We start from the raw sequence: 2,927 nt of genomic DNA on the forward strand, positions 1-2,927 counted from the left end.
TCTCGCTGGACGAGGCACGGGAATTTCTGTCCCGCGCCGGCGTCGAACCGCGCGATATCCTGCGTATGCGCATGGCGAGCCTGAAAGAACAGATCGCGCGGCAGCAAAAGCTGTACGCGCAATTAGCGTCGGTAGACTCACGGCTGGCCGACCGTCCATCGGTCTCAGCCGAGGAGTTCCTCAAGATCATGGGAGCAATCACAATGTCTGAGAAATATTTCACGCCGGATCAACTGGCCGAATTGGAAGAACGAAAACAAACGGTCGGCGAAGACCGCATTCGCGCTGTCGAGGAAGAATGGCCGCGCCTCATCGCCCAGGTCAAGGCCCTAATGGATGCCGGTGAAGATCCGGCCAGCGAGACAGTGCGCCCCCTCGCCCGGCGCTGGGTAGAACTGGTGAACGAGTTCACCGGAGGCAATCCCGAGATCCACGCGACACTCGCGCGAATGTATAAAGAAGAGCAAAACATCGGCGGCATGGACATCGCCGAACGGCAAGCCATGTCCGACTACATCCACCGCGCCAACCAAGCCGCCTGCGATTCCGCGTGAGCCACCCGCCGCCGAGCGGGAGTAAGGCGAACGGGCCATGCAACCAAAGGCCGGGATCGTGTGTCTTAATAGAGAGAGCGTCCCTCATGGCGCTCTCTCATCTTATTTCACACCACTGGAGTCACCCATGGACCGAACCACGAAAGCCCTGCTCGCTCTGATCGCCGTCGCCCTATGGGGGCTGCTGCTCAAACCGCTGATCGCGTTGCCCGCCGCCCAGGCCGCGCCTCAAGGAGGCGCGAGTGGATTGCCGGCCCTTGTGTTTAATCCGTCAAGAGACGAAGCATTCATCGCCACGGGCGGATACCTGTACAAGATCGATACGTCCAGCCCTATGCGAGTGGATTCGAAAGTCGCGATCCGTTAGGACTTAATGGTGATATCCAATGATCTTCTCGGGACAGGTTCGAACCTATCGATGCCCCGAATGTCGCTATGAAGGCTCTCAGCAGTTCAGCAGCGCTATCGTTTACTGGTTTGGCCTGATCGTTCTGTCGTGCGTCGTCGTGCTGCCCATCATGGCGCATCGATATGAGCGTCATCATCTGTGGCAGGCGATGGCCCTGATCGCCGGTGACGCGGCGCTTCTGGCAATCTTGATCACCGGAACGACGTATTGGCTCAACCGACAGCCAGCGTCCGACTTGAAATGCCCCCAATGCTCTCAGCCTCTGCAAAAGACCGGGAGCGGATTCTACGATTCCTTTCTCCCCACTGCCGCCGATATGTTCGTCGGCCTGGGTTACTTCGCGGTCCATGCCGTGATGATCGCCAAAATGCTGAATTGGTGGTAAATCCATCGCCAGTCGCACTTAGCGCCCGCCGTCCAGTCGCGCCCGATAATCCTCCGCCGTCGCCGCGACATCGGTGGAGGGATGCACTTGCAGCAGACGCCGCCACTGGCTCACGTGCTGATCATCGATCAGAACGTGAGGCTTGGGAAGAAACCCGGCGAAGCACTCCCCCACGCCAAACTCCTCGGCGCTTGCCCGCGCGTAGTCCGCGCCGCCCGAACTCCAGCAGTACATCAAGGCGCCGCCCTCTCGATGCAGCGCCTTGATATGCTCAATCGCCGCCGGGATTGGGATACGCTTCGCGCCGTAGCTGCGCACGAAGGTATCGTCGACATCCACGTAAATCACCACAGGTGGAACAGGATCATTCATCTACGATATCTTCTCATATGCATGAACCTATCTTTTGAACACCTCGAAATTGCAAAGGGTAATCTGCTCGGATGCAATGACTGCCTGTACACGCGGGTCCGTCAGATAAGCCACTTCGATTTCTCGCACCGTCGTCCAAGAGTCTACATCAAAAAGCGTGTCATTGGAATAACCCGGATGACAGCACAACTCGACAATCTCGCCATCAGGAAGGGTCCGCAGAAAACCGAGGAGGACCTCAATCGGCTGATCATGATCCAGTTCATGGAAGCTCACCGGATGCTGTATGCCTTCTAATACGGACTGACCAACACCTCGGTCGTGACGCATGGGCAGATTGTGCTTAAGGGCCAGCGCCCGCATGGCCTCCACTGAGGCGGGATGAAAATAGGCCGCGTGATAATGACTATCAATATGCGTGGGCAGTTTGTTAGCCACAGCGACAAAACGCTCAAACTGCGCGTTTATTTCACGAATCATCTCATCCCGGTTGAAGGACGTAGCGTGTTCCCCCCAGGCCGGATTATCATAAAATAATCCATCCGGGCGCACCAACGTTGGGATTTGATCGGGCGGCAGCACAGGCTTCATCGCTTTACCAGCCGTAACCAGGTGCAGCCCCAGAGCGAGATCAGGCGTTTCCTGGATCGCCTGTTGTACAGCCCCGGCGGCATCATCCATCCCAATCATGACGGTTGTTGAGGTGACAACGCCGCGCTGATGGGCCTCGCGGATCCCCTGGCTCACACTCGCCGCTATCCCGTAATCATCTGCATTCACGATTAAATATTTGGCCATCAATCAGTCCTTCGAGTAAGCGTTGATAAGTAAATGCTAGTTCGCGCGCTGCGTTTTCTTGGGCGAAAGGTCCGACATGGTGTTGCTCCTTATTTAATCGACTTTTTGTGGTCTGTCTCTGTAGGACCAACCCAGTGGGGGTCATAAATATCTCCCAGTTCTAATCGCATCTTTTGAAGTAACGCTTCGGTTATTGCCGCATGCTCCGCCGATACTGGCGTTTCGTCAATATAGTCGCCTTCGTCTTTACCGTATTTATCTTTTGGATGCCACTGTTCTTCAATGGGCAAGATCTCCTGGGTACTGGAGCCATCAGGAAACCAGATGGGATTAGTCCGTGCTTCTTCTTGCATCTCTTCGAAGCGAGTGAGCGCCCGTCGTTCACCGGTTTCTGGATCAATGGGATTTG

At 56.1% G+C, this 2,927-nt stretch carries 6 protein-coding genes; 3 read left to right on the forward strand and 3 right to left on the reverse strand.

The genetic code is table 11. The features are described 5' to 3' along the window. The 3 genes from ABIZ35_RS27360 to ABIZ35_RS27370 all read left to right on the forward strand — a co-directional run. The coding region (locus ABIZ35_RS27360; RefSeq protein WP_348223114.1) for a TipAS antibiotic-recognition domain-containing protein at positions 1-554 on the forward strand (554 nt) is incomplete at its 5' end. 127 nt (positions 555-681) lie between these two features. After that, positions 682-921, forward strand: coding sequence for a hypothetical protein (locus ABIZ35_RS27365; RefSeq protein ID WP_348223115.1), 240 nt, complete (start codon positions 682-684; stop codon positions 919-921). Positions 922-940: 19 nt separating this feature from the next. After that, positions 941-1,348 (forward strand): hypothetical protein, encoded by a 408-nt coding sequence (locus ABIZ35_RS27370; RefSeq protein WP_348223116.1) that lies wholly within the window; start codon positions 941-943, stop codon positions 1,346-1,348. Positions 1,349-1,366: 18 nt separating this feature from the next. Here ABIZ35_RS27370 and ABIZ35_RS27375 read toward each other — a convergent pair whose 3' ends face one another. From ABIZ35_RS27375 to ABIZ35_RS27385, 3 genes are all read right to left on the reverse strand, one after another. Beyond that, positions 1,367-1,720 (reverse strand): hypothetical protein, encoded by a 354-nt coding sequence (locus ABIZ35_RS27375; RefSeq protein ID WP_348223117.1) that lies wholly within the window; start codon positions 1,718-1,720, stop codon positions 1,367-1,369. 27 nt (positions 1,721-1,747) lie between these two features. Next, positions 1,748-2,518 (reverse strand): ChbG/HpnK family deacetylase, encoded by a 771-nt coding sequence (locus tag ABIZ35_RS27380; RefSeq protein ID WP_348223119.1) that lies wholly within the window; start codon positions 2,516-2,518, stop codon positions 1,748-1,750. An 89-nt stretch (positions 2,519-2,607) separates the two neighbouring features. Next, the coding region (locus ABIZ35_RS27385) for a hypothetical protein (RefSeq protein ID WP_348223118.1) at positions 2,608-2,927 on the reverse strand (320 nt) is incomplete at its 5' end.

It is taken from the genome of Capsulimonas sp., from assembly GCF_039929585.1.
In the GTDB taxonomy this organism is placed as follows: domain Bacteria; phylum Armatimonadota; class Armatimonadia; order Armatimonadales; family Capsulimonadaceae; genus Capsulimonas.

Bases quoted from the DNA above. Each gene is read 5' to 3' on its own strand.
- ABIZ35_RS27365 (WP_348223115.1), top strand. From the start codon at position 682: ATGGACCGAACCACGAAAGCCCTGCTCGCTCTGATCGCCGTCGCCCTA.
- ABIZ35_RS27370 (WP_348223116.1), top strand. From the start codon at position 941: ATGATCTTCTCGGGACAGGTTCGAACCTATCGATGCCCCGAATGTCGC.
- ABIZ35_RS27375 (WP_348223117.1), bottom strand. From the start codon at position 1,720: ATGAATGATCCTGTTCCACCTGTGGTGATTTACGTGGATGTCGACGAT.
- ABIZ35_RS27380 (WP_348223119.1), bottom strand. From the start codon at position 2,518: ATGGCCAAATATTTAATCGTGAATGCAGATGATTACGGGATAGCGGCG.